Source organism: Sphingomonas xinjiangensis (assembly GCF_014199255.1).
Taxonomy (GTDB): Bacteria; Pseudomonadota; Alphaproteobacteria; order Sphingomonadales; family Sphingomonadaceae; genus Sphingomonas; species Sphingomonas xinjiangensis.
The window spans coordinates 38,258-58,568 of record NZ_JACIJF010000020.1 but is presented as its reverse complement, the minus strand read 5'-3'; the positions used below and the strand labels follow the sequence as shown (position 1 = coordinate 58,568).

Here is a 20,311-nt window from a genome sequence, read left to right as displayed (position 1 = left end):
TCATCTATCGGGGAACAGCCACCCTCCGCACCATCGCTGATAGAGGTAGCTCGCTCCCGCGATTACCCCATGTTCATATTCGAACCACCGGCCGCTGACCGACGACTTTTGGGTGGAAAGCGAGCCGTCCGCTTTTTGCCAACAATCGCGGTAAGCGGTCATCAGTTAATCCGGCAGGGGCACCAAACTACGCATCGCAAGCCTTGGTGAGCATATGCATTGAGCGCGGCCACGCGGCGACAGGCTTCAGCCACGCGCAGAGGACCGATGCCTGCATAATCTGCTTCTTCCATTTTTCCGTTTCTTTAAGGGTTCACCTAGTGGCGCAGGCAGACTGTCGTCGGCCGCGGCCCGTCAGCGCATCCTGATGGTCTGGGTCATTCCGGATCAAAGGCGGTCAGGATCGGGCATAGCCCTGCGCCGCCACTGCCACACTCGTTGGCAAGATGGCGCAGCGATGCGCGAGCCCTCTCCAGATCGGCAATCTGCTGGTCCAGCGCGGCTAGGCGCTCAACGGCTAGTTCGCGGGCTCTGGCCCGGTCATTGGTTGCATCGAGCGCGAGAAGCTCGCCGATGTGCTCGAGGGTGAAGCCGGCCGCCTGCGCCGATCGAATGAAGCGGAGCCGGCGTACGTCGTCGTGTCCGTAGCGCCTGAAGCCGCCAGTCGCACCTGAGCCCTGCGGTCGATCGGGAGTCTGGAGCAGACCACGGCGCTGATAGAACCGGACCGTCTCGACGCCCACGCCGCCCTCTCTGGCAAGATTCGCGATCGTCATCCCCGACATTCCTTGACTCCGTACTATGGTACAGATGCCATATGGATGCCGACGACGGATCGGAGAAGAGCGATGACGACCACGGCGACGAAGAAGGCGATCATCTACCGGATGGTGATGCCGACCCATACCTGCCCCTATGGCATCAAGGCTAAGGACCTGCTGCGGCGGCGCGGGTACGAGGTGGAGGACCACTGGCTCCGCACGCGCGAAGAGACCGACGCCTTTAAGGCCGAGCACGGCGTGAAGACGACGCCGCAGACCTTCATCGGCGGCGAGCGCGTGGGCGGCTATGACGACCTGCGCCGCTTCTTCGGCAAGTCCGTGCCTGATCCCAAGGCGGTGACGTACCGGCCCGTCGCGGTGGTGTTCGCGATGACGGCGCTGATGGCGCTCGCCGCGAGCCATGCGGCGTTCGGTACGCCGTTCACTGCGAGAGCCGGCGAGTGGTTCATCGCCTTCTCCATGTGCGTACTGGCGCTGCTCAAGCTCCAGAACGTCGAGAAGTTCGCGACGATGTTCCTGAACTACGACCTGCTGGCGAAGCGCTGGGTGCCGTATTCCTACATCTACCCCTATGCCGAGGGGCTTGCGGGCGTGCTGATGGCCGCCGGCGTGCTGACCTGGCTGTCGGGACCGATAGCGCTGGTGATCGGGACGATTGGGGCGGTGTCGGTCGTGAAGGCCGTCTATATCGACCACCGGGAGCTGAAGTGCGCCTGCGTCGGCGGCGACAGCAACGTGCCTCTTGGCTTCCTCTCGCTGACTGAGAACGTGATGATGGTGGCCATGGCGCTCTGGATGGTCGCGGCTCCCGGCCTGTCCATGAGCCACTGAACTGGCTCGGGCGGTCTCGTCGTCCTAGAAGGTAGGTATGGGCTCAGGCCGCATCCTCCGTGCATTCGCGCTGCTCGTGCTGGGCGCGATGCTGCTCGTCCGCATGGGGCCGCTTTGCGAAACGGCTGCGCAGGCCGCGGCGCCCGCAGCGGCGCATGCCGCCATGGCCGACTGTGAAGAGGCGCCCCGCTCACCGGCCAAGAAGGTGCCTGGAGTGGCCTGCGCCGGTCCCTGCATCGCGGCGGAGCCGCAAGACGTCGCGCCCGTAGGCGACGTGATGGTGGTTAGCGTCCAGCCAGCAGTGCAGCTGCATTCCCCTCTGGAGGGTCGTTCCGCCGGACCTGCGCCACCGCCTCCGCGAGCCGCGTGATCGCCTGAAGACCATCTCGATCCACGTATTTGAAGGAATGACCAACATGAGGAACTTCAAGTTTATCGGCGCCGCGGTGGCGCTCGCTCTAGTTCCCGCCACCGCCTTCGCGGCAGCCGACTGCTGCGCGGCCAAGGAGTGCTGCAAGGACGGCGCCGACTGCTGCAAGGAGGGAGGCAAGAAAGACTGCTGCGACGACATGAAGAAGGGCGGCGACCACGCCGGCCACGACATGTCCGGCATGCCGAAGAAGTGATGAGACGGGTGGGCCGCCCCCGGCGTCCCACCTTCCAGCGTCAGCCGCCGTGGCGGGCGAAGACGCGTCGACCCGCCGGCCCGAACGCGACGACTTCGTAGGGCTGCACCTTCATGCCGGGCATCTCCATCCCCGGCGAGCCCATCGGCATCCCCGCAACGGCCAGACCGCTTACGCCTTTCGGGCGCGCCGCCAGCGCTCGTTTCATGTCGGCAATGGGCACATGCCCTTCGAAGGTCATGCCGTCGATGATGGCTGTGTGGCATGAGGCGAGATCGGCGGGGACGCCGCGCGCCTTCATGAATGCGGGCCGCTTCGCGTCGTCGACGACCCGCACTGCCCGCCCGAACTGCGCCTTCACCTGCTGAGCCCACTTCTCGCAGCAGGGGCAGCCCGGGTCCCGATGCATCAGCACCGGGTCGGCTGCCATGGCCGTTATCGGGACCGAGAGCGCCAGGGCGGCGGCGAAGAGAGGGGTGCGGGTCATGGTGGATCCTTCGGGTGATGCCCCTCCGCGCTCACGAAGGGGCGCGTTTCGTCACTGGGCGCTCATGCCGTGGGCACGCAGCCAACCGTTGAGCTCGCCGACTTCCTTCTGCTGCATGGCGATGGTCTTCGTCGCCATGGCGCGCACCTGGGCGTCCTTGGTGTCGCGCAGCACGATCTGCGACATGGCGATGCCGCCGCGATGGTGTTCGATCATCTTGCGGACCCAGGTCTCCGTCGCATCCGCGCCCTTCGCCGCCATCATCCTCTCGTGCATGGCCATCTCGGCCGGCGGGTAGGGATTGGCCGGTGTGGCCTGCATCATCTGGCCATGGTTCATCTGCCCGTGGTTCATGCCGGCATGATCCTGCATATGGGCGGATGCTGCCGTTGCCGTCAGTGGCAGCCCGGCTGCGGCGAAAACGATCTTCTTCATGCTCGATCTCCTAGGTCGTCACCCCGCCCACGATCGCGAATACGCAGCGACGGGCGACGCCCCTCGCCGGGAATCAGAACCAGGTTCGCACGCCAGCCACGAAGCTGAATCCGCCCGTTCCCTCGCCGCGGGCGCGGCTGAAGCGGGCGGTGTCGCCGAACTCCCGTTCCCACGACACGCCCACATAGGGCGCGAACTCGCGCGACTTCTCGTAACGCAGGCGAAGTCCAAGCTCGAGATCGGTGAGCCCCGAGCCCGTGCCGGTGTCGCGCACGTCCTGGGCGGACAGGTTGGCCTCCACGCGCGGCTGTAGGACGAGGTACTGGGTGATCCGCTGGTCGTACCAGGCCTCGGCCCGGCCGAGCACCTCGCCCTTGTTCGAGACGAAGACGGCGCCTTCCACATCGAACCAGTAAGGGGCCAGGCCCTCCACGCCGACCGTCGCATAGACGCGCGAGGGGTTCGGCTTGACGTCGTAGCGGACGCCGGCCTGCAGGTTCCAGTAAGGGTCGAGCGCCCGGCTGTAGAGCGCCTGCACCTCGGCGCTGTCCAGCGCCTGTCCGAAGGTGCCTTCGCCTTCGCTCTTGAAAGTGAAACGGTTGATGTCGCCGCCGATCCACGCCTCTCCGTCCCAGTGGTAGCCGTCACCACCTTTGCGCGCCTGATATTCGGCTAGATTGAACAGCACCTGGCGATAGGTCATCCCGCCGTGATGCTGGCGGAGGTGATGGTCGGCATGCGCCATCGCGTCGGCGCCCCAGTACCGGGCGGCCGCAAGGCCGGGTTGAGGAGCAGGAGCCGGTGCGTCGCCTGCCGGGAGATCGGTGCCGGCCTTGGGCTGGCGGTTGGCTTGCATCGCGCCCATGTCGTGGCCGGCATGCTCGCCGCCCATGTCCATGCCCGGCATGGCCGACATGTCATGGCCGGCATGCGGATCCTGCGGGGGCGCCGCGGCGGGTGCCTGCATGTCATGCCCCGCGTGCGCGTTCGCGCCCTGACTGCCGCTCATGTCGTGGCCCGCGTGGGGATCGGCCGCGGCCGCGGCGGCAGGGGTCGCGCCGATGCGATGGCTGGCGTGGGGATCGGCGGCTGGTCTCGGTTTTGACCGGGCCTTGGTTACGGGCTTCTTCGCCGCGGGCTTCGACTGAGCCTTCTTCGGAGCGGGCTTGGCTGGCATCTGCATGCCCGGCATGCTCGTGCCGTGCATGGAGTGGTCCATGGTCTGCGCCGAGGCCGAAGCGGCGAACAGCGACGCCGAGGCGCCAGCGAGGATCAGCGCCTTCATGCTGCGCCTCCCTTCGCCGAGCGGACCTGGACGACCTGCATCATTCCCGCGGCCATGTGGTAGAGCATGTGGCAGTGGAACGCCCAGTCACCCTCGTTTGCGGTGACGTCCCAGCTGACCTTTCCGCCCGGCTGTACCAAGACGGTGTGCTTGCGCGGGGAATGGGCACCGTGACCCGTCACCAACTCGAAGAAGTGACCGTGCAGGTGGATCGGATGGCCCATCATCGTGTCGTTGACCAGCGTCACGCGCACGCGCTCGCCAGTAAGGAACGGGATCGGCGCCTTGACCTCCGACAGCTTTTCCCCGTCGAGCGACCACATGTATCGCTCCATATTGCCGGTCAGGTGGATCTCCAGCTCGCGGGAGGGCGCGCGCACGTCGGGGTTGCGGTCGAGCGCGATCAGATCGCGGTAGGTGAGCACGCGGTGGCCCACATCCTCCAGCCCTTGTCCGGGTTCGCCGGTGCGGTCGACAGGCATGGGCGAGATGGTCTGGACGCCCGGGCCCTTCTTCACGCCGGGGGCGACCGAGAAGTCGCGCATGTTCATCGAACCCATGTCGTGGCCGCTCATGGCGCCACTGGCGGATGACCCTTGGCCCGCCGGTGCATCTCCTGCGCCGTGCCCCATTGCGGCATGATCCATGCCCGGCATCGACCCGTGGTCCATCGTGCTCATGTCATGGCCACCCATGCCCATGTCCTTCATGGTGGCGACCGGGCGCTTGCGGAGCGGCGGTACCGCAGCGGCCATGCCCTCGCGCGGCGCCAGCGTCATGCGGGCCATGCCGGATCGGTCCACGCTCTCGCCGACCAGCGTGTAGGCGCGCTCCTCGGGCGGGATGACGACTACGTCGTAGGTTTCGGCCGGACCGAACTGGAATTCGCCGACCTCGACCGGTCGGACGTTCAGCCCGTCCGCCTGCACGACCGTCATCGGCAGGCCTGGGATCCTGACGTTGAAGGTCGTCATGGCCGACGCGTTGACGATGCGCAACCGCACGCGCTCGCCCGGGCGGAACAGGCCGGTCCAGTTGTCCTTGGGGCCGTGGCCGTTGACGAGATAGGTGTAGGTCGAGCCCGTCACGTCGGACACGTCGGTCGGGTCCATCCGCATCTTCCCCCACATCAGGCGCTCGGCAGGCGGCTGGTCTCTGCCTGCAAGCAGCCCGCCCAGCGTCTGGCGCTGGCGGTTGAAGTAGCCGGACTGCTTCTTCAGCTTGGAGAATATCTTGCTGCCCAGAAGCGGGCTGTGGTCGGACAGTACGATCACGTGTTCGCGGTCTGCCTGGGCCGGATCCGTGCCCTTCGGATCGATGACGATCGGGCCGTAGAGGCCTTCCTGTTCCTGAAAGCCTGAGTGGCTGTGGTACCAGTAGGTGCCGGCCTGGACGATCGGGAACTCGTAGGTGAAGGTCGAGTGGGCCGGAATGCCGGGAAAGGACACACCGGGCACGCCGTCCATGTGGAAGGGCAGGATGAGCCCGTGCCAGTGGATAGAGGATTCCTCGCCCAGTTCGTTGACGACGTGAAGACGCACGTTCTGCCCTTCGCGCAGCCGGATCAGCGGCGCGGGCACGGTGCCGTTGACCCCGACTGCGCGTAGGGTGCGCCCGTCGATGGTCACCGGGGTACGGCCGATGCGCAGGGTGATCTCCTCGCCGCTGACGGTGGGGAGCGGCTTGACGATGCCCGCCGAGATGGGCTGTGCCCAGGCTGGCATCCAGGTGGCAAGAGCGCCGGTGCTTCCCGCCAGCGCCGCGCCGCGCAGAAGCTGTCGGCGATCCAGTGTGGTGTTCATCCGTGTTCCGATTTAATCTGGTCATGGTAACCGTTCGTGACGTGATACGCAGCTAACCGTGCTGCCCCTCGCGGCTTTCGAGCGGCGGCTCGACGATGCTCGCGCGAATGACCGAGGCCTGATCAGCCGGCGAGCAGTTCGCCCAGGCGGATACGTGCTCGCCGGATACGCGTCTCCACCGCCTTCTCGCTTGTCGAGAGCACGGCGGCAGCTTCGGCCTGGCTCAGCCCTTCGACCGTGCACAGCACCAGCGGCTCGCGCTGAGAGGCGGGAAGATGCGCCATGGCGCTGCTTAGCCGGGCGAGCTCCATACGCGACGCGGCCTCGTCGTCCTGCAGCGGGCGCTCGTCGGCGTGTCGGTCGACTATGTCCTCCAGCGACGTGGCAAGGCGGAGGAAGCGCCGGACTGCGCGGCGGCGCGCCCAGTCTCGGCACTTGTTTATCGCGATGCGGGAGAGCCATGCCGACATCGGCCGCTCGCGGTCGTAGCGTCGCAGCGCACCATGGGCGGAGACGAAGGTCTCCTGGACGAGGTCGAGCGCTTCGTCGGGATCGCCGACGTTGGCGAGGATTAGCCGATAGACGCGCTGGCGGTGGCGCCGCATGATCTCGGCGAACGCCCGGTCCTGTCCGGCAGCGGCGAAGTCGGCAAGATCGCCGTCGGGAAGCGCCGCGAGATCCGGGCTCACCGCGCGTCGGCGGTAAGCGACTTCGTCACCGCGCGATCGAAAGCTGCCGTCTGCTCGGGCCTGAGGATCTGGCGCATCGCGAAGACGTGGGCCAGAGTCTCCTTCTGGAGCTTGCCCATGGCGACGTGCGAGGCGTCGACGGCCGCGGCCACGCGCGGGCCGTTTCCGTGCTCCGCCTGAATGGAGTCGGCCAGGCGCGCGTTGTCGGCGCGCAGCTCCATCTCGAGCGCGCGACGGCGCACGGCGAAGCGCTGTTCGAGCGCCTCGATCCGCGCCTGCTGGTCGGCGTCCAACTTCAGTCCGTGATGCAGGAGTTCATGGAGCTGCGATCCCTGTGCATGGCGGGCGGGAATCAGCGTGCGGCCGACGAACACGCCCGCGATCGCTGCGAGGAAGGCGACCACCGCCACCAGCGCCATCCAGCGGCCGCGCGTCATCGGCTGGCCAGTAGAAGGGTGGAGGGTGCGAGCGAGCTCACTGCTCCGATCGGGTCCAGAGTGGCCGCTGCCGAGGCCGGCGTAGCGACCGATCCGGCAGCCATGGTGCCGAGTGCAACGGCGCCCAAGGCTGCAAGCGCCGCGGCGCCCAGGCCCGTGCCGACGCTGGTACGGCGTGCCTGGATGCGTGCGAACACCGCGTCCTCGATGCCGTCGAGGGCTGGATTATCGGCACTGGCGATGCGCAGCAGCTGCTGGTCGATGTCGTGATTCATGTTCTACTCCGTACCCTGCATATACGCCTCGTACGCCGATGGCCCTCGCACTTTTCCGTCCGCCGTCGTCATCATGCGAGGGGCCGATGCCGGGCATGCGTATGATCGGGACGCCGGTACGATGCCGGCAGTCGGAGTTCACGAATGCACGGATACACCATCGCTCTTGCCACCGCCCTGTCACTTGTTGCCGCGCCGGTGCTGGCGCACCCCAAGCTGCTGAACGCGACGCCTGCGCCGAATGCGGCCGTGAAGCCGACCGGCACGCTGCGGCTGACCTTCTCGGAGACCCTGTTGCCGAAGTTTTCGGGCGCCGAGGTGACGATGACGGGCATGCCCGGCATGGCATTGCACGCACCTACGAGGATCCCGGCTACCGTGACTGCCGACGGAAAGTCGCTGGCGGTGAGGTTCGCCCGGCCCCTTGCCAGAGGCACGTACCGCGTGGACTGGCATGTGGTGTCCGTGGACACGCACCGCGTGAAGGGCGGCTACCTCTTCAAGGTAGGCTGACATGGACTGGCCGACCGTTGCGGTCCGCTTCGGGCTCTACCTCGGCCTGATGCTGGCGTTCGGCCTTCCCGTCTTCGTGCTCACCTCGCTGCGAGACACCGGGCAAAGCCTACCGGTGCGCCCGATCCTGCTCGCCGCCTGCACCCTTGGGCTTGGGTTGTCGGTCGCAGGCCTGCTGCTGCTCGCTGCGAGCATGTCGGGAACCCCGGTGACCATGGTCGACGGCGAAATGTTGAGCATGATTTTTAGCGAAACCGGCGCGGGCACGGCATGGATAGTTAGGATCGCGGCGCTGGTGATGATTTTCCTTGTCGCGACCCTTCCGGAGCGTCGCTTTTCGGCCCCGCTGGCAGCGACCGCAGCGGCGGTCGCGCTGGGCAGCCTTGCCTGGAGCGGCCACGGCGCGATGTCGGAGGGGGCCACGCGCTGGCTGCACCTCGCTTCCGACGTGGCGCACCTTCTCGCGGCGGGCGCTTGGATCGGCGCACTCCTGGCGCTGGTGCTGCTGGTGTTCCGTCCAGCTGAACGCATCGACGCAGCCCACCTGCGGCTGTCGCATGCCGCACTTCATGGGTTCGCCCGCACGGGCACCATGGCGGTGATGATCCTCGTCGCAAGCGGTCTTGCCAACACCTGGCTCATCGTCGGGCTGCCCGGGATCGCCGATCTGCTGGTCGCCCTCTATGGACAGCTGCTGCTCGCCAAGTTGGCGGTCTTCGCCGCCATGATCGTGCTGGCTGCCGTGAACCGCTTTCGCCTCACACCCGCACTCGAGCGGGACCTGGACGGCGTTCCGCCGCATGACGGCATGCGTGCGCTGAGGCGGTCCCTCGCGCTGGAGATTGGATGCGCAATTGCGATCCTCGTGCTGGTTGCGTGGCTGGGAACTTTGGAGCCGCTCACGGTCGGGGAGTAAGACGTCCCTAGCTGCACTTTCAGGCGACCTTACGCACTGATCGGGTCCGCACTCGCTGAACTGCTGGTTTCAGTCCGACGGACGTCTGAGCGGAACCTGCAACGTGGGACCAATGATACTGATGCAGACGCACGCCGATTGGTGCTCGCCGCATCGGGGCGAGCTCCATTAGCGGGCGGCGATCTTCGACCGAGATTGATGGCACATCCCGGCCGAGTGATCGCGACGAAGAAACGTCCGGCTTGGCCGGTTAACCTGTTTGAAGCTGCCGGCCCGACACCGGCCCACTTCCGGTGGTAGCATCACACCTGAACCAACGTCCGCTTTAGAGCAGCGGCGACGGCAGCTAGAATGGTCGCTATTGGGCGCTTGCCGACCGTCCTTCGTCCGTACAAACCGGGCGCTACCGGACCTTTCGGCTGTCATCGCTGCTACCAGCGATCCAATCTATAAAGCCCCAAAAGGCTGCGGTCGCAGCAAACCCGAAGAGCGCCATGCGTTCGTCGGGTAGAATAGTGCCGAGCACGATCGACAATGACGCCACGCTAAGAGTGAACCATGAAGAGCGCACGAACGACAGCATTCGGGCAACGTGTCATGGCTTCCTTACGTCCGCAACTGGGGCGCTTGCGGACAGGCGGTTTTGAGAAACGGCGGCCTACGTCGGACGCTCCTCTCAACTCGCGGCTCGCGCCTTCGCAAACAGCCGGCTGAAGTCCCTCTTATCGATTGCGCCCACCACAAGAAGCGGGCCGGCGATGAATCCCGGGGTGCCAGATAATCCGATACGAAAGGCCTGCTTGGTATTGGCTTCGAGACGAGCCGCAATCTTCGATCCGTTGGACTTGAGATACTCCTGAGCGCGCCCCCATTCGCCGCCGGCCTCCGTAAGAGCCTCACGGAGCACGGCCTCGTCGATGCTCCGATTGTCCGTCATCAAACGATGATGAACTTCAACATAGATCCCCTGCTCCGCACTCGCGAGGGCTACACTCGCGGCACGCTCTGAGATCGGACCGAAAATGGGCCAATCCTTGTAGATGACCTGCAGGTCACCGTCGTCACGTACCGCTTCCTCCATTGCGGGGTAGGCCTGCCGACAAGCAGGGCAACGGTAATCGGTGAATACGGCGAGGCGCAAGGAGGCGCTGGCGGGACCCGAGGTCGGCGATGCACCACCTTTCAAGATTTCAAGCAATGCATCAGAGCGGCTAACGTCACGCCCGATTGGTGCCGTTCGCCTCAGGACCTGTCCGATTGCCCAGCCGCCGCAGAGTACGGCACCGAGCTGTATCGCGTGTCGACGGTTGAGCGATGCTTTGGCTCTCATGTCGTGCTTCATCGCAGGTGAGCAGATGTCTGCAAATGGGGCGACAGCCGACAGGCTGCTTTTCGCTCCAGGAGCGGACCCGCGACTCTCGGACGGGCTGGCGGCAGCCTGATCCTTAACCATTCGATGGAACGATCAGCAATGGGCGAACATGCCGTCTGGCATCGTCCTGCGGCAGCAGGGCGCCAGTAGCTGCCGTTTAGGTCTGCTCGCGCGCTTCCCAGAACCTGCCATCGGTTCATGTTTGGCTTACCTGCGCGGAAGGTCTTAGTTTGGGCCGGCAACAACCCGATCGCTTCATGAGGTGGAAATCAGGCAGCGGCCGATTGTCCAACCGTTTCCGTTCCATCGGCCGCCTTCGCTGCCCCCGGTCACCTTTTAGCTATGGCCAATGACTGCCGACTTTTCGAGGCGCCTTGGCTGTTCCTGCATGGTATGATGGTGCAGAGCGATAGCCTTCCAGAAGGCAATTTCTGTCTCGTTCCTCTTCAACACAGCGGCACCTAGGTGTTCCGCGATATAGTATAGGCTGCGCGAACCCCGTTCGTCTTTGATCTGTTCGGCGATAGCTAGCAGAAACTCTTGTCTCGATGGTAGAAACAACGCTCGTCGCCTCCTGAACGGGTGCGGGCAGAAAACTCCGCAATCAGTGCATTGACGAGTTATTCGTTGTCCAAGTTAACGCCCTCTTGAAGCTCCAGCGCCTTACCAAGGGCGTGGAACACGTTGTAGTTGCCGAAAAGGGAACTTATAGAGAACGATACCCATCGTCGTTTGAGTAAGCGCGCCGTTCCCGAAAAGCATTTTGGGATCAGCGCCACTTTCGAGAGCGAGGGCGGGAGGACGAATAGAACCGATCCGGATCGAACGGGCAGGGTAGAACAGGTGAGCGATTTTACAGGCGCCCGGGGGTCCAATACCGGCGACGATTTCCATGAACTCTGGGCCGCGCGGCATGCGATGCGGCTCCTTGATGACCGCGATCCGCTACAGGCAATGACGGTCGAGGGCATCGTCCCGACCGACGCGACCGGTGTGGTAGATTCGACTTGGGATGGTGTCGATTGCGCGCTCTACGAAGGTGGACGCAGCGCGTCCGACGCCGATCGCATCGTGATCGAACAGCTCAAATATTCGGCGGCCAATCCTACGGCCACCTGGACTGTCGCGCGGATCTGGCAAGGCGAAAAGCGCGAGGACAGCGTGCTCCATCGCTTGGCGAAAGCCTGGTCGGGAATCCGGAGATTGAAGCCCAAGGGCCCGATCCAGGTATCGCTGGTCACCAACCAGCCCATTGCCGAGGCCTTGGCCGCCGCGACTGTGAAGATCGCGGCCGGTGATGTCGCGGTGTCTCGCGACCGTCCGACGGGGCAAGCCACGGACGAAATCAAGCTGGCCTACGCTTCCGGCTTAGCCAAAAAAGATCTGCCGCTCTTCGCCGGCGCGCTCCGCTTCGACGGCAGCACGGGGTCTCGCTTCGCCATCGAGGACAAGCTGCTCGGCGACATGGCCGGCTGGACCGATCTCGAGATGCAAACGGCGGTCGCCAAACTGCGGCAGTTCATCCGGCATCGAATGCGGCCGGAGTTCGCGGGGGAGGTGATCACCAAGGAGAAAATACTCATCGGGTTGGGCGTCGCGGACATGGGCGCGCTGTTTCCATGTCCTGCGGAACTAAAGCCGGTCGCGAACCGGGTACCGCGGGCAAGCGTAGCCGACGCGGCCTCGAAACTTCTCGCCGGCGAGCAGCGCATCTGCCTTCACGGTGTCGGTGGAATCGGCAAGACGACTGCGCTCCAGCAGATCGAGGCGGCCCTCCCGGGCCATTCGGTAATGGTCACCTTCGATTGCTATGGTGGCGGCACCTATCTCGACGCGGCTGCGCTGCGGCATCGCCCGATCGACGCTTTCCTGCAGCTAAGCAACGAGCTTGCGACCCGGCTTCGATTGCCCATCCTGCTCGGGCGGCATCAGTTCAGCGACCCGGCACGGCTGTTCTGGAATCGTCTTTGCCATGCTGCCAGGGCGCATGCGGCCGAATATCCCCATGGCTTGATCGTGATCGCAGTCGACGCGGCCGACAATTCCGTCACCGCCGCCGCCGCCCGCAAGCCAGCGGAACAGAGTTTCATTCGGGATTTTCTCGAACTGGGCGAGCTGCCAGCAAATGTGCGGTTCGTCGTCACCGCGCGCACCGGCCGGTTGCCGGAGGTCGCTCTGCCTGGCAATTATTTGCCGATCGAGCTCCAGCCGTTCAGTCGTGCCGAGACCGAAGCCCATGTGCAGTCGGTCTGGAACGCGCCGGCCGAGTGGCTCGATCTTTTCCATGAGCTGACGCACGGCGTGCCGCGCGTCCAGGCCTATGCCTTGGACCTAGGCGGGGCTGCGCCAGAACTCGCCATCGACCGCCTCCTGCCCGGTAGCCGGTCGCTGGATCAGGTATTTCGCGAACAATTCCGGCTGGCGCTCGGCAAGAGCGGCAATCCGGCTGACGTCGCGAAATATTGTGCAGGATTGATTGCGCTTGCCCGCCCTGTACCGCTGACGGACTTGAGCGGCGTCCTCGATATTCCCGTCCCAGCGTTGATCGACATCTGTACCGACATGGCACCGGCGATCCGTTTGCGCGGCGATCAGGTCGGGTTTGCCGACGAGGATTTTGAGGATTTCGTGCGCAAAGAGGGCGCGTCGGCGCTTAACGAGATTACGCGCCGAACCGCCGAATGGCTTTTCGCGCGGTGCAAGACCGATGCCTATGCCGCGCAGCACGTCGCGGGCGCGCTCCTGTCTGCGGACCGCGGCGCCGATCTGCTGAACTTGGTCGAGGAAGAACCGTCGCCGCCCGTGATCCTCGATCCCGTGGAGCGCCGCGAAGCGGAGCTTATCCGCCTGCGTCTTGCGATTCTCGCTTGTCGCCAGGCGGGCGATGCTGCGCGCGCGATGCGATTCCTGTTGATCGGCGGCGAAGGGTTGAAGACCGAGCGCGCACTCCGTGCGCTGCTCGCAAACAATCCTGATCTTGCCGTCCGCTTTGCGCCGGAGACAGCCGGCCGGCTGATCCTGACCGACCCTGAGCAGATCGCCTATCAGGCGCCTTTCTGATCCAGAAGCAGGTCGTCGATGCCAATGCGGGCGATCACGTCTCGCTCCGCGAAGGCAGACGCCTGATCCGCGCATGGATGGCCGAGCGCCAGGATAGCACAGCCGAGCGCGATCGGCGCGACTGGCGAGTCGAGGTTTCGGATGTCACGGCCAACATCGAGACCGTGCTGCGCATAAAGGGGCCGGCAGAGGCACTGGAAGCACTTGGCACCTGGCGACCGAGGCGGCTGCGGCTGAAGGTCGCAAGGCAGTTGGTGCCCCGCCTTCTTGCGCAGGGCGAGGGCGATCTCCTTCATCGGATTCTCGCAACCGGTGTCCTGAAACCCTGGGAAGAGCCGTTCCTACTCGTGCCGATGACGATAGCCGGCGAGACTGTCGATTCGAGCCGCCTCGCGGCAGGAATCGCCGCGCTGCTGCGGCGTCGGCTCGACATAGAGCGCTTCCTGTCGGGTCAGACATCGACGACGGATCTGCGTGGCTGGATTATCGATATCATCATGTCGGGGTGCGAGCTGCTGGCCACCGAGGCTGCAGCGAAGACCATGGTGGATGACTTCCTCGACGCCATTTTGCAGCCTGCTAACAGACGGATCGAGAATCAGTTCATCAGCGCGACCGCAAGTCTGGACTTGCTGTTTCGTGCGCATGCACTCCGTGCTGCCCGTGCCAAGGCGACGCCGGTGTCGACCGACCTATATGTCCCGCGTCCCGAGCCGGAAACGAAGGAAGAGAAAGAGCGCCGTGCCTGGCGCGAGGACGATGCGGACCGCAAGCTCAACGAGCTCACGAACGCGATCTTCCCGATCTACGCGGCCACTGCGACCGCGCTGGTCGTCGCCTCTGACCCGGCCGCGCTCGCGGAAATGCTGGAAGCGGCAGCCAAGAAGCGCGAAGACAATAGTTGGAGTTTGGCGCGCGATTTGAGCGGAAGCGCGCTCGCCCAGGCGGCGGCGCGCACCATGATGCTTCTGGCCGCGCACGGCGCCGATTCAAACCTGCTGCTGTCCACGGCGCGGCGCGTGCATGGACGATGGGGAACCGGAGACCTTGCCCCCGATCTCGCATTCGGAGAGCGCATCGCGCTTCGCTCGGAACTGCACGCGGACATGCTCGCCGATATCACCAAATCGGTCGTGGCAATTCGCGGACGCCGTATCGGTGCAGACGAAAAATCAAAAGCGCTGCTCGCTTATGCGCGTCTGTTGGTGCCGATCAGTCCCGACGATGCCAGCGCGATATTCCAGAGCGCAGTGGAGGCGGCGAGCCAATTGGATCGGGAGATCATTGGACAGCTGAAACTGCTGGCGGTGCTGTTCAAGCAGGGGCGCGCCGATGTGGCGGATCGACGCACAGCCGCACGCGAGCTCTCCGAAGTGCTGGCCGACGCCGCGATCCGCCTGGACGGCGAGGGAGAGCTTCCATGGGATTCCGTGATGGACGCCCTTGCCCAGCTGGACCTTCCACTCGCCCTGGCCAATGCCGCCAAATGGGAAGACGCAAACCTCGCAAGTTTCCGAAAGACGCTCGAGCCTGTCCTGAAATCAGGTTTGGCGACCGGCCTGGTTTCGCCGTCTGTCGCTATGGCGCTCGCGCTGATGATGCAGGGCGATCACGGCGTCGTCGAAGCAGCGTTGCAGCACCTCCCCTCCGATGCCCCCCTTGCGGCATTTCTGGAAGAAGCCGCTTGGGATGCGCTCATCCGGCACGATCATCGTGACAACGAGAAGCTGATCGCCCGTGTTGAGAAGGTGCAATCGCCGGGATTCATGGGGAACGCGCTGCTCCAACGCGGCGCGTTCCTGGCCAAATTGCCGGAGGTAAAGCGGGGTCGCGCCTCCGACGGACTGGGAGGTATCGACAGGAGCTCCAAGGCGACAACGCCCCGGCCTGGCTGGGCGCGGGATGTCCTGCTCGACACCGAAAAGCTCGAACAAGAGATCAAAGCGGCGCTCAACGTCGCGCGTGCGAGCAAGATTTATATCTCTGCCTCCGAGGTTGTCGGATGGGCCGCTGGCAATGTTGGCCTGCGGGATCGCACCGCTTTTCTGGACGCCCTGTCCGGCGTGAAGATTGGCGTCGGCGGTGAAGTCGTCGAGCGGCTTTTGACCCTGTTGCCGCAATGGGATTCGCCGGCAGTTCGGCATTGGGCATCGTCGAAACTTCCGGGCGTGATCACCCGCCGGCTCCCGGATTTCATTCGCTACATCGCGCACGGCGAGACGTCGCTCCCCAAGGCGATCGAATGGACCGGGATGGCCTCCGCTTCGGTCGTCGATCTTATGCTCCGCGGGGTGGAACTGCACGGGCAAGCATTCAGCGGTGACCAAGTCTTTGCCCTGGCAGTGCTGATTGCGGGCCAGCTCGGATCGCAATCGGCCGCTGGCACGGCGACCTGGTATGCGCGAAGACTGGCAGACCGTATCGATCTCGAAGACCGCGACCAAATCTGGGCGTCGGAAGACATCCCTGTTGGCGTCCCCGAGGCGGTTGCCCGCTTCCTGTATGCATGCTTGGGCGATTACGATGTCCGAGTCCGATGGCGTGCCGCACACGCGATGCGGCGTCTGGCGAGGCTCGGTGCAACCGCGGAGCTGCAAGCGCTGACTCGCGAGCATGGCCGCAAGACCGAGACCGTGTTTCGTTCGCCCGCTCTCGATTTCTACTGGATCGCCGCGCGGATGTGGTTCGTCATCGCGTTCGATCGCATTGCAGGCGAGGTGCCGCAGGTCGCCACGCTCGCCGGCACGGAACTTCTGCGCACAGCATTGGATCAGGATTTCCCGCACATTCTCCTGACAAGCTTCGCGCGCGACGCTTGTCTCAAGCTGGCCGCAGCGAGCGTGCTTCCGCTTGATAAGGACACCCGGCACGCTCTCGAATGCGTGGGCAAATCGACGCTCGAACCGGTCGAACGTCCGGATTGGTCTGCACGCGGCACGCGAAAACCCCTTTCGATCGACAAGGAACGACGCTTCGATTTCGATCCGATGGACACCATACCCCATTGGTACGATCGCGTGCTCGACGCCTTCGCCGATGTTTCCCAGGCGCAGCTGCTCGCCGAAGCGGAAAACTGGATCATCGACCGCTGGGGTTATGACGGAAAAATCCGCTCCTATGAAGCCGAACGCCGGGGCCACCGGTTCTCGGAGCGGGAATGGTCGCTCGCTAGCAATGGGCATGGGGCGAATCCGACACTGGAAAGGCTCAACACGCATCTTGAGTGGCACGCCCTATGGTGCGCGGTCGGTCAATTGATGAAAACCGAGCCACTCGCGGCAATTCCCGATAGCGATTGGGATGCCATGGCTCGGAGGGTGTCGGGCGAAATGCTTACCCAGCCGCCGCACTGGTCCACGGACATTCGGCAACCCGTGCCGCTTCGCGAGGACTTCTGGCGCCAGCCCAGCGAGCCTCTGGGCACGTGGGTCGATCAGGTAACGGAAGCGGAGATGCGTAGTGAGCTGATGCCGGCGGATCGCCCGAAATATCTGCTGGTTGCCGGCGATTGGCGGATCGCCACCTACGAACGTTCTGAGACAGTTGCGTTTTCGAGCGCGCTTGTGGACCCGGAGCTCGCACCATCGCTGCTGCGCACGCTCCAGACGATGGAGAGTGCCTGGGACTATGGGCTCCCGGGAGACGGAGACGAGTCGGATCATGACGAGGCCGAACACGGCCCATACCAAATGATCCCATGGCTTCGCACGATCTCGGCGGTTGGCGATATCGATGAGCTCGATCCGCTGCGCGGGAATGCCAGCCTGATCGATTGGATGCCTGGCCATCGCGTGTCCGGAGCGCACGGCCTGGCCCGAAACCATGAAGGCAGGATCTCTTGGTCCTCCCCCGGCAAGCCCCCCATGTTCCTCTACGAGGTTTGGGGAGAGAATGAGCGCGACGAAGAACGCTATCAGGCGCAACAATTCGTTTCCGGCCGTCGGCTTTTGGTTGAGCGCGAGCAATTGCGGGAGTTTCTGGCAGCCGAGGGTCTCGAGCTGGTGATCGAAGTGGAGATCAGACGTGAAGGACGTAACAGTCGACGAAGCTATGACGCGGAAGATCAAACCCCCGAGGCGGCGTACGACAGAGTCTACCGCTTCGACGGCGATGGGGGATTCCACGTCGCCGAAGGATATATTGGGCGTTGGGCGGGTGATCGTTCGGCAGCTTGAACTTGATGCCGCGGCGAGCTTCCGACACGATGGATGGCACATCATCTCGCCGAGCTGATCGAGACCGCCGAGCGAAGCGAGGGGAGCGAGCGCCAGTCGGCCGAGAATCGCGCTGTCGATCTCATTTTGAAGCTTTGGACAAATCGCCGCGCGCTCCCAACCCCGGCGGACCCCTTGGCGGGATATGGCCCAGCCATCAAAGTTCTCGCCTCTATGGTGCCCGGTGCCGATCCCTGGCGGGTATATGGCCGCAGGGAGACGAGTGACGATCTGCTGCGCGAGATGTACGCTGCGCTGGTACATTTGGTGATGAGCGGCCTGCTTCTAACCCGTGGCCCGGAGATGCGCGCCATCGACGACGCCGAATGGCAAGCACTGACGGATGAAGAGCGGCAGCTTGTCGCCTTTTTTGAGCGCTGGCGGGCATTCTTCGCAACGCCCGTGCCCAATAAGGCAGATTTGAAGGGTCTCTACGAAAAATTGATCAACGGTGACTTCGAGTCATTGGAAGACGAACCAGCACCGTCAAGACGGAGTGAAGAAGTCTCGATCGATCTGGAAGGTGAGCGCCGCGCGATCTTGTCCCATGTCGAAGTTTTTCAGGAGCGCTTGGATAAGCTCGTTGAAAAGTGGCGCGAGACTCTGGCGGATGATATTGCGGGTGAAACTGATAAGCGGTCGGACGATGCGTAACATTTGTCGAACAACGAACGAACGATTTCTGCTGTCAATCAATAGCCCCTAGTGACGGCATCTTCATCGCGCTTACGGCCATTGTTGTTGTTGTTACACACACGGCGCGCATGATTTGGTGTTCACCAGCCGCAACAACGAAGGCCCTCATCACCGTGCGCGAGCCGGACAGCCAACGCTGATAAAGCGGCGGCTGTCCGGGATTGAAGCCACATTCGGCAGGTCGAGTGCGCACGACCCGAGGATCTGAGTAGTTCGATCCACCTTGGCGCTCAGTCAACAAGCTCGCGCACAAGGCGCAAGGTTTGCAGGCGATCGATGAGCTGTTCGGCCCACCGCTCGCCGAGCAGTTCCGGCGCGGCCTTCGGCCACAGGTCCAAGGCGCGCTCGATCGTAGCGGTGACCTCGCGCTTGATTCCTTTTGGATCTATGCGCAGGAAGCTCGCGACGCGCTCAAACCGGTGAAAGTCGACCGTGTCGAAATTGTGAGTGCGAACGAATCGAAGCGCGAGAGTGTCCCCCGGATTGTACAACACCGTCGGAACGATGTCGTACGCGGGGGACAACCGGACGCTGCCGGGCCGGGCGAAGCGAAACGACCAGTTCTTGAGATGGTTGTCGCCGTTTCCGAGCAGTACGTCGGCTACCACCCGACGGACCGCCTCAAGAATGTCCGCGCGTCTGTCAGTGCTGAACCGGCTCACCATGTTGATGATCGTCTCGGTTGTCGCCATCGTGTATTTGCGGTCGCCGATCGCTCCGATTATCTGACCGGTGTCTTCGATGTGGATCCTTCCTCCGTCCGGAGTGCGATCGAAGCGGTCAACGACGAGAACGTGCTCTCCATGCGCCAGCATCTCTTCGGGAATGTCTTCAACAGCATCGCGAGGCACCAGGCGGCAGGCAGCGATGTCGACGCCGATCATCCGCGCTAGCTGCATGGCGCCGTATTCTGCCTCGGGGAGGCGCCTGTAACGGTCGCTTGGAAGTTTGAGGATGCAGCGTCCGGTATCCCCGCGCCCCGGCGCAGTGAGCCTGCTGCCCTCCTGATTGGCGGTGAATTTCAGTTGCACGCCCGCAAGCGAAAATTTGACCGAGCCGACTGGCCGAGTGGCGCGAAAGCCCCTCATCGATTCCAGTTGAAGGGGGCCGGCCGAAGCGGGGGTATCCGTCTCCGGATTGATAAGCACCGCTCCGGGAAGGTCCGCTCCGAGCCTTGTTAGCACGTCAAATTGATCGTGATTGCCCGGTCCCATTTCGGTCAGAACCAGCTCGCGGAGCGCGCCTTCCGGTAGCAGTCCTGCAAACCAGGGAGGGACATTGCCGTGCAACCCGATCTTGTCGTCGCGTGAGGCCAGTCGGTCGCGCGATTGCGCATCGGACACAGGGTCATACCAGCTCAAGCTCAACACCGGTCGCTCAGGATCGCGCAAGTAGGTTTCGGCAACGGTGAACGCGACTGCGCCGTCTGAATCGCGTGTCAACGTGCCTGCCCGAACCGGGCCGCGCGCCGCGTCGAGCAAATGGACAGCCAAGATTGCCGGCGTCGCAGCCATCATGGTGTCTCTTTCTCTTCGTCTTCGGCGTCCAGATCGACGAAGAGCTCTTCAAAGGCCGATCTGACGGGCTCGTGAAAGTTGATGGCGCGTGCGACATCAATGCGTTGCCGGATCTCAAGCGCTTGCGCCCTAGGTACGAGAATTGGCACGATGTCCAGCGCGTCACAGATATCTGCAAAAAGTGTGAGGCGATCGCGCCCCCAGCGCTCTCCAATCAGGTCGCGTTCCAACTCCGATATACGCGCGCGATTGCGTCCGAGCCGCTCCGCAAGCTCAGGTTGGCTGAGCGCGCGCGCGTGGCGGAATGCGCGCAGTTGCTCGCCTAAGGTAGCAAAGATGCTCGTCGTCATGCGATATTCCGCTCTTTGATGTAC

General features: G+C 64.0%; 19 protein-coding genes. 8 read left to right on the top strand and 11 right to left on the bottom strand.

Annotated elements, in window-relative coordinates:
• Nucleotides 1–377: 377 nt before the first annotated feature.
• Nucleotides 378–785: a MerR family transcriptional regulator gene (locus FHT02_RS18720; RefSeq protein ID WP_184091275.1), complete on the bottom strand. Its 408-nt coding sequence runs from the start codon at nt 783–785 to the stop codon at nt 378–380.
• Between the two features lie 63 nt (nt 786–848).
• Here FHT02_RS18720 and FHT02_RS18715 point away from each other — a divergent pair, with 63 nt between their 5' ends.
• Genes FHT02_RS18715 through FHT02_RS18705 form a run of 3 tightly spaced genes read left to right on the top strand, consistent with a single transcriptional unit; the run spans nt 849 to nt 2,239 of the window.
• Nucleotides 849–1,613 (top strand): glutaredoxin family protein, encoded by a 765-nt coding sequence (locus tag FHT02_RS18715; RefSeq protein WP_184091273.1) that lies wholly within the window; start codon nt 849–851, stop codon nt 1,611–1,613.
• 37 nt (nt 1,614–1,650) lie between these two features.
• Nucleotides 1,651–1,983 (top strand): hypothetical protein, encoded by a 333-nt coding sequence (locus FHT02_RS18710; protein ID WP_184091271.1) that lies wholly within the window; start codon nt 1,651–1,653, stop codon nt 1,981–1,983.
• A gap of 37 nt (nt 1,984–2,020) precedes the next feature.
• Nucleotides 2,021–2,239 carry a hypothetical protein gene (locus FHT02_RS18705; RefSeq protein WP_246352545.1) on the top strand — a complete coding sequence of 73 codons (219 nt, stop codon included), beginning with the start codon at nt 2,021–2,023 and terminating at the stop codon, nt 2,237–2,239.
• A 40-nt stretch (nt 2,240–2,279) separates the two neighbouring features.
• Here FHT02_RS18705 and FHT02_RS18700 read toward each other — a convergent pair whose 3' ends face one another.
• From FHT02_RS18700 to FHT02_RS18670, 7 genes are all read right to left on the bottom strand, one after another.
• Complete coding sequence (locus tag FHT02_RS18700; protein ID WP_246352544.1) at nt 2,280–2,726, bottom strand: DUF411 domain-containing protein; 447 nt, start codon at nt 2,724–2,726, stop codon at nt 2,280–2,282.
• 51 nt (nt 2,727–2,777) lie between these two features.
• Entirely contained in the window at nt 2,778–3,161 is a 384-nt protein-coding gene (locus FHT02_RS18695; protein WP_184091269.1) for a DUF305 domain-containing protein, read from the bottom strand.
• Nucleotides 3,162–3,234: 73 nt separating this feature from the next.
• Complete coding sequence (locus FHT02_RS18690; protein WP_246352543.1) at nt 3,235–4,446, bottom strand: copper resistance protein B; 1,212 nt, start codon at nt 4,444–4,446, stop codon at nt 3,235–3,237.
• Entirely contained in the window at nt 4,443–6,248 is a 1,806-nt protein-coding gene (locus tag FHT02_RS18685) for a copper resistance system multicopper oxidase (protein ID WP_184091267.1), read from the bottom strand. Before FHT02_RS18685 ends, FHT02_RS18690 begins: the two co-directional genes overlap by 4 nt.
• A 122-nt stretch (nt 6,249–6,370) precedes the next feature.
• A complete protein-coding gene (locus tag FHT02_RS18680) occupies nt 6,371–6,937 on the bottom strand; it encodes a sigma-70 family RNA polymerase sigma factor (protein ID WP_184091266.1) in 567 nt (188 codons plus the stop codon).
• Entirely contained in the window at nt 6,934–7,374 is a 441-nt protein-coding gene (locus tag FHT02_RS18675) for a periplasmic heavy metal sensor (RefSeq protein ID WP_184091265.1), read from the bottom strand. The genes FHT02_RS18680 and FHT02_RS18675 overlap by 4 nt, the downstream gene beginning before the upstream one ends.
• A complete protein-coding gene (locus FHT02_RS18670; protein WP_184091264.1) occupies nt 7,371–7,649 on the bottom strand; it encodes a hypothetical protein in 279 nt (92 codons plus the stop codon). The genes FHT02_RS18675 and FHT02_RS18670 overlap by 4 nt, the downstream gene beginning before the upstream one ends.
• 144 nt (nt 7,650–7,793) lie before the next feature.
• On the opposite strand from FHT02_RS18670, the gene copC reads away from it, so the two are divergent.
• The gene (gene copC, locus FHT02_RS18665; RefSeq protein WP_184091263.1) at nt 7,794–8,162 is read left to right on the top strand and encodes a copper homeostasis periplasmic binding protein CopC; all 369 of its coding nucleotides are present in this window, start codon (nt 7,794–7,796) and stop codon (nt 8,160–8,162) included.
• Between the two features lies 1 nt (nt 8,163).
• Complete coding sequence (gene copD, locus FHT02_RS18660; RefSeq protein ID WP_184091262.1) at nt 8,164–9,078, top strand: copper homeostasis membrane protein CopD; 915 nt, start codon at nt 8,164–8,166, stop codon at nt 9,076–9,078.
• A gap of 676 nt (nt 9,079–9,754) precedes the next feature.
• Here the strand turns inward: copD and FHT02_RS18655 are convergent.
• Entirely contained in the window at nt 9,755–10,420 is a 666-nt protein-coding gene (locus tag FHT02_RS18655) for a DsbA family protein (RefSeq protein ID WP_246352542.1), read from the bottom strand.
• A gap of 873 nt (nt 10,421–11,293) precedes the next feature.
• Here FHT02_RS18655 and FHT02_RS18650 point away from each other — a divergent pair.
• From FHT02_RS18650 to FHT02_RS18640, 3 genes are all read left to right on the top strand, one after another.
• Nucleotides 11,294–13,510, top strand: coding sequence for a hypothetical protein (locus FHT02_RS18650; RefSeq protein WP_184091261.1), 2,217 nt, complete (start codon nt 11,294–11,296; stop codon nt 13,508–13,510).
• Between the two features lie 77 nt (nt 13,511–13,587).
• The gene (locus FHT02_RS18645) at nt 13,588–17,685 is read left to right on the top strand and encodes a hypothetical protein (protein WP_184091260.1); all 4,098 of its coding nucleotides are present in this window, start codon (nt 13,588–13,590) and stop codon (nt 17,683–17,685) included.
• Nucleotides 17,686–17,718: 33 nt separating this feature from the next.
• Nucleotides 17,719–18,378, top strand: coding sequence for a hypothetical protein (locus FHT02_RS18640; protein ID WP_184091259.1), 660 nt, complete (start codon nt 17,719–17,721; stop codon nt 18,376–18,378).
• A gap of 272 nt (nt 18,379–18,650) precedes the next feature.
• On the opposite strand, the gene FHT02_RS18635 is transcribed toward FHT02_RS18640, so the two are convergent.
• Nucleotides 18,651–19,901, bottom strand: coding sequence for a type II toxin-antitoxin system HipA family toxin (locus tag FHT02_RS18635; protein ID WP_246352541.1), 1,251 nt, complete (start codon nt 19,899–19,901; stop codon nt 18,651–18,653).
• Nucleotides 19,902–19,933: 32 nt separating this feature from the next.
• Entirely contained in the window at nt 19,934–20,287 is a 354-nt protein-coding gene (locus tag FHT02_RS18630) for a helix-turn-helix domain-containing protein (RefSeq protein WP_184091258.1), read from the bottom strand.
• Between the last annotated feature and the right edge of the window lie 24 nt (nt 20,288–20,311).

Coding starts and splice junctions, on each gene's coding strand:
- FHT02_RS18720 (WP_184091275.1), bottom strand. CDS start 785: ATGTCGGGGATGACGATCGCGAATCTTGCCAGAGAGGGCGGCGTGGGC.
- FHT02_RS18715 (WP_184091273.1), top strand. CDS start 849: ATGACGACCACGGCGACGAAGAAGGCGATCATCTACCGGATGGTGATG.
- FHT02_RS18710 (WP_184091271.1), top strand. CDS start 1,651: ATGGGCTCAGGCCGCATCCTCCGTGCATTCGCGCTGCTCGTGCTGGGC.
- FHT02_RS18705 (WP_246352545.1), top strand. CDS start 2,021: ATGACCAACATGAGGAACTTCAAGTTTATCGGCGCCGCGGTGGCGCTC.
- FHT02_RS18700 (WP_246352544.1), bottom strand. CDS start 2,726: ATGACCCGCACCCCTCTCTTCGCCGCCGCCCTGGCGCTCTCGGTCCCG.
- FHT02_RS18695 (WP_184091269.1), bottom strand. CDS start 3,161: ATGAAGAAGATCGTTTTCGCCGCAGCCGGGCTGCCACTGACGGCAACG.
- FHT02_RS18690 (WP_246352543.1), bottom strand. CDS start 4,446: ATGAAGGCGCTGATCCTCGCTGGCGCCTCGGCGTCGCTGTTCGCCGCT.
- FHT02_RS18685 (WP_184091267.1), bottom strand. CDS start 6,248: ATGAACACCACACTGGATCGCCGACAGCTTCTGCGCGGCGCGGCGCTG.
- FHT02_RS18675 (WP_184091265.1), bottom strand. CDS start 7,374: ATGACGCGCGGCCGCTGGATGGCGCTGGTGGCGGTGGTCGCCTTCCTC.
- FHT02_RS18670 (WP_184091264.1), bottom strand. CDS start 7,649: ATGAATCACGACATCGACCAGCAGCTGCTGCGCATCGCCAGTGCCGAT.
- copC (WP_184091263.1), top strand. CDS start 7,794: ATGCACGGATACACCATCGCTCTTGCCACCGCCCTGTCACTTGTTGCC.
- copD (WP_184091262.1), top strand. CDS start 8,164: ATGGACTGGCCGACCGTTGCGGTCCGCTTCGGGCTCTACCTCGGCCTG.
- FHT02_RS18655 (WP_246352542.1), bottom strand. CDS start 10,420: ATGAAGCACGACATGAGAGCCAAAGCATCGCTCAACCGTCGACACGCG.
- FHT02_RS18645 (WP_184091260.1), top strand. CDS start 13,588: ATGGCCGAGCGCCAGGATAGCACAGCCGAGCGCGATCGGCGCGACTGG.
- FHT02_RS18640 (WP_184091259.1), top strand. CDS start 17,719: ATGGCACATCATCTCGCCGAGCTGATCGAGACCGCCGAGCGAAGCGAG.
- FHT02_RS18630 (WP_184091258.1), bottom strand. CDS start 20,287: ATGACGACGAGCATCTTTGCTACCTTAGGCGAGCAACTGCGCGCATTC.